This is a genomic window from Pseudonocardia pini, from assembly GCF_013870575.1.
Classification (GTDB): Bacteria; Actinomycetota; Actinomycetes; order Mycobacteriales; family Pseudonocardiaceae; genus Pseudonocardia; species Pseudonocardia pini.
The window spans coordinates 1-4,026 of the sequence record NZ_JACBXB010000516.1; the positions used below are offsets into that span (position 1 = coordinate 1).

A 4,026-nucleotide genomic window follows, 5' to 3' on the forward strand; every position below is an offset into this window, starting at 1 on the left:
GTCACCCCCGAGGCGTACGCCCAGCTCAGCGCGATCGCGCCGACCATCGTGCTCAACCACAGCGACCTGTCGTGGCAGGAGCTGTCGCGGCAGCTCGGGGCGGACCTGGGCCGCGAGGCCGAGGCGGCGGCGGCCGAGCAGGAGTTCGCGGCGCGCGCCAGGGCCGTCGGGGAGCGGCTGGACACCGGCAAGGAGGCGGCGGTCATGACCGTCACCGAGCAGGGGTTCAACGCCTTCACCGCCGAGTCCGCGCAGGGCAGGCTGCTCGCCGAGCTGGGCCTGCGGCTCAAGCCGGTCACCGCGAGCGGGGCGTCCGGCCTGGGACAGAGCGAGGCGCGACGAGACGTCGTGCCGGTGGCGGGGGAGTCCGCGGGCGTGTTCGGGGACTCGACCCTGTTCTTCGTCAACGCGACCGAGCCCCAGGTCGAGGGGTACCGCACCGCGCAGCCGGTGCTCGGCTCCCTGCCGGCGTTCGCCGAGGGTCGGGTGTTCGCGCTGGGGCCGGAGTCGTTCCGCCTCGACCGCTTCAGCGCCGCCGTGGTGCTGGACCGGATCGAGGCCGCCTCGGCCTGACGGCGGCCCCGTACCCCTACGGGACCGGTCACGGGATCGGTACACGTACTAGTCTCCGGCCCCGTGAGAGCCGTGCGTCGCTTCACCGTCCGTGCCCAGCTGCCGGAGCCGCTGGCCCCGCTGCAGACCCTCGCCACGAACCTGCGGTGGAGCTGGCATCCCGCCACCCGCGAGCTGTTCGCGTCGCTCGACCCGGCCGCGTGGGAACGTGCGGGCGAGGACCCGGTGCGGCTGCTCGGCGAGATCCCCACCGCCACGCTCGCCGAGCTGGCCGAGGACGCCGACCTGGTCACCACCGTCGGAGACCTGGCCGCCGACCTGGACCGCTACCTGTCCGAGGACCGCTGGTACCAGGGCCAGAGCGACCTGCCCGCCGCGATCGGGTACTTCTCCATGGAGTTCGGTGTCTCGGAGGTGCTGCCGAACTACTCCGGCGGCCTCGGGGTGCTGGCGGGGGACCACCTGAAGGCGGCGTCGGACCTCGGTGTGCCGCTCGTGGCCGTCGGGCTGCTGTACCAGTCCGGCTACTTCCGCCAGTCGCTCTCGCTCGACGGCTGGCAGCTCGAGCACTACCCGGTGCTGGACCCCCAGGGCCTGCCGCTGCAACTGCTGACCGACGGTGCGGGCGAGCCCGTGCTCGTCGAGGTGGCGATGCCGGAGGGCCGCACGCTCGCCGCGCGGGTCTGGCAGGCAGGCGTCGGGCGCGTCCCGCTGCTGCTGCTCGACGCCGACATCGAGGACAACGACGCCGACCTGCGGACCGTCACCGACCGGCTCTACGGCGGCGACCAGGACCACCGGATCAAGCAGGAGATCCTCATCGGCGTCGGCGGCGTGCGGGCGGTGCGCGCGTACTGCCGCGCGACCGGGCACCCCGAGCCCGAGGTCTTCCACACCAACGAGGGACACGCCGGCTTCCTCGGCCTCGAGCGCATCCGCGAGCTGCAGGCCGCCGAGGGTCTGGACTTCGACCAGGCGCTGGCCGCGGTCCGCTCGGGCACCGTCTTCACCACGCACACCCCGGTCCCGGCGGGCATCGACCGCTTCCCGCTGGACCTGGTCAAGCGCTACCTCACCGATCCGCTGCTCCCCGGCCTGCCCACCGACCGGCTGCTCGCGATGGGGTCCGAGGACGACCCCTCGATGTTCAACATGGCGCACATGGGGCTGCGGCTCGCGCAGCGCGCCAACGGCGTCTCGCGGCTGCACGGCGAGGTCTCGCGCGGCATGTTCGGCGGGCTGTGGAGCGGCTTCGACTCCGACGAGGTGCCGATCGGCTCGGTCACCAACGGCGTGCACGGGCACACCTGGGAGGCGCCGGAGGTCTCCGGGCTGGTCGGCGAGCCGGGCCACTCCCTGCAGGTCGGGGACGCCGAGCTCTGGGGGCTGCGGAACTCGCTGCGCGCCCGGCTGGTCGACGAGGTCCGCCGCCGCGTCCGTGCGGCGTGGCTGGAGCGCGGGGCGTCGACGCCCGAGCTGAGCTGGACCGACCACGTCTTCGACCCGGACGTGCTCACCGTCGGCTTCGCCCGCCGCGTCCCGACCTACAAGCGGCTCACGCTGATGCTGCGCGACCCGGACCGGCTGCGGGACCTGCTGCTGGACCCGCACCGGCCGGTCCAGCTGATCGTCGCGGGCAAGTCCCACCCCGCGGACGACGGCGGCAAGGCGCTGATCCAACAGATCGTCCGGTTCGCGGACGACCCGGCCGTGCGGCACCGGATCGTGTTCCTGCCGGACTACGACATGTCGATGGCCCGGTACCTGTACTGGGGCTGCGACGTCTGGCTGAACAACCCGCTGCGGCCGTTGGAGGCGTGCGGGACGTCCGGGATGAAGTCGGCGCTCAACGGTGGGCTCAACCTGTCCATCCGCGACGGCTGGTGGGACGAGCTGTACGACGGTGCCAACGGCTGGGCCATCCCCACCGCCGACGGCATCGACGACCCGCACAAGCGCGACGACCTGGAGGCGCAGGCGCTCTACGAGCTGCTCGCCACCCAGGTCGCACCGGCGTTCTACGAGCGGGACCAGGGCGTGCCCGCGCGGTGGACGGCGCTGGTGCGGCACACGCTGGAGACGCTGCGGCCCTCGGTCCAGGCCACGCGGATGGTGAAGGACTACGTCGAGGACTGGTACGCCCCCGCCGCCCGGGCGGCGCGGACGGTCACGGCGTCGTCCTTCCAGGGGGCGCGGGAGATCGCGACCTACCGGGCGAAGCTGAACGCGGCGTGGACGAAGGTGCAGGTCACCGGGGTCGACGCGTCCGGCCTGCCGGACACGCCGGTCGTCGGGGCGCCGATGACCGTGCGCGCGGCGGTGGAGCTGAACGGACTGAAGCCCGACGACGTGACGGTGGAGGCGATCGTCGGGCGGGTGGACGACGCGGACGAGCTCGACGACACGGTGCGCGTGGCGATGAAGCACATCGGCGCCACGGACGGGGCGGAGCGGTTCGAGGCGGTCGTCCCCCTCCCGCACGCAGGCCTGGCGGGCTACACGGTGCGTGTGCTGCCCCACCACCCCCTGCTCGCCTCCCCCGCGGAGCTGGGCAAGGTCGTGCTGGCCTGAGTGACCGTGAGCCGCTCACGACCCTTGACCTGAACCCGGGTGGAGGTCGGACGCTCGTCGCATGACGGTTCACAGCCCCGCCCCGACGGTCTCCGACCCCACCGACCACACCGCCGACGTCGCCGCGATCCGCCAGGTGGTCGCGGACGTCGAGACCGGGATGAACACGAACGATCCCGAGCTGCTGACCCGACACTTCGCGGCGAACGCCGTGGCGGTGGGGGTGAACGGGCGGCCGAACGTCGGGCTGGCGGCGCTGCGGGAGGCGCACACCGCGGCGGTGGGGCCCGGCGGGTTCCTCCGCGACCAGTACGTCCGGTACGAGGTGGCCGACGTGACCTTCGTGCGCCCGGACGTGGCGCTGGCCCGCAAGCTCGCCCGCGCGATCACGGAGGACGGCGAGCCGATCGACCTCGACCACGCGATGAGCGCGCTGTACGTGCTGGTCAAGGAGCAGGAGCGGTGGTGGGTGGTGGCGCGGCAGAACACGCTGATCCCGTCGTGAGCCGCCCAAGATCGCACGTTTCGTGCTCTCAGCGCGGCAAGATCGCTGGTTGCGTGCGCTGAGCGCTGTCCGCACCTCGCTGGGAGCACGAAACGTGCTCACTGTGGGCAAACCCGTCGCGACCCCGGTGCCGTGCCCGGCATCCTCTCCGCATGACCGCTGCGCTGGATCTCGGCACCCTCGACCGTGAGGGCTTCCTCGTGCTGCCTGCCGTGCTGTCCCCGGAGGACCTCGCGGCGGTGCGCGCGCAGGTCGAGGCCGCCTTGGCGGCGCCGGAGCACGCGCGGCAGGGCGGGACGGTGCACGTCGGGAACCTGGAGGGGCCCGAGGTGGACCGCATGCGTGACGCGGTGCTGCCCGCGGTGCGACACCTGCTC

4 protein-coding genes are annotated in these 4,026 nt (G+C 73.1%); all 4 read left to right on the forward strand.

What is annotated here, in order from left to right; all coding sequences use genetic code 11:
- Positions 1-573: ABC transporter substrate-binding protein (locus H5J29_RS23680; protein ID WP_181783240.1), on the forward strand; the 573-nt coding region annotated here is incomplete at its 5' end.
- Between the two features lie 63 nt (positions 574-636).
- Positions 637-3,144, forward strand: a complete 2,508-nt coding sequence (glgP, locus tag H5J29_RS23685) for an alpha-glucan family phosphorylase (RefSeq protein WP_181783241.1) — start codon at positions 637-639, stop codon at positions 3,142-3,144.
- Positions 3,145-3,205: 61 nt separating this feature from the next.
- A complete protein-coding gene (locus H5J29_RS23690; RefSeq protein ID WP_181783242.1) occupies positions 3,206-3,649 on the forward strand; it encodes a YybH family protein in 444 nt (147 codons plus the stop codon).
- Positions 3,650-3,801: 152 nt separating this feature from the next.
- Positions 3,802-4,026: phytanoyl-CoA dioxygenase family protein (locus H5J29_RS23695; RefSeq protein ID WP_220187831.1), on the forward strand; the 225-nt coding region annotated here is incomplete at its 3' end.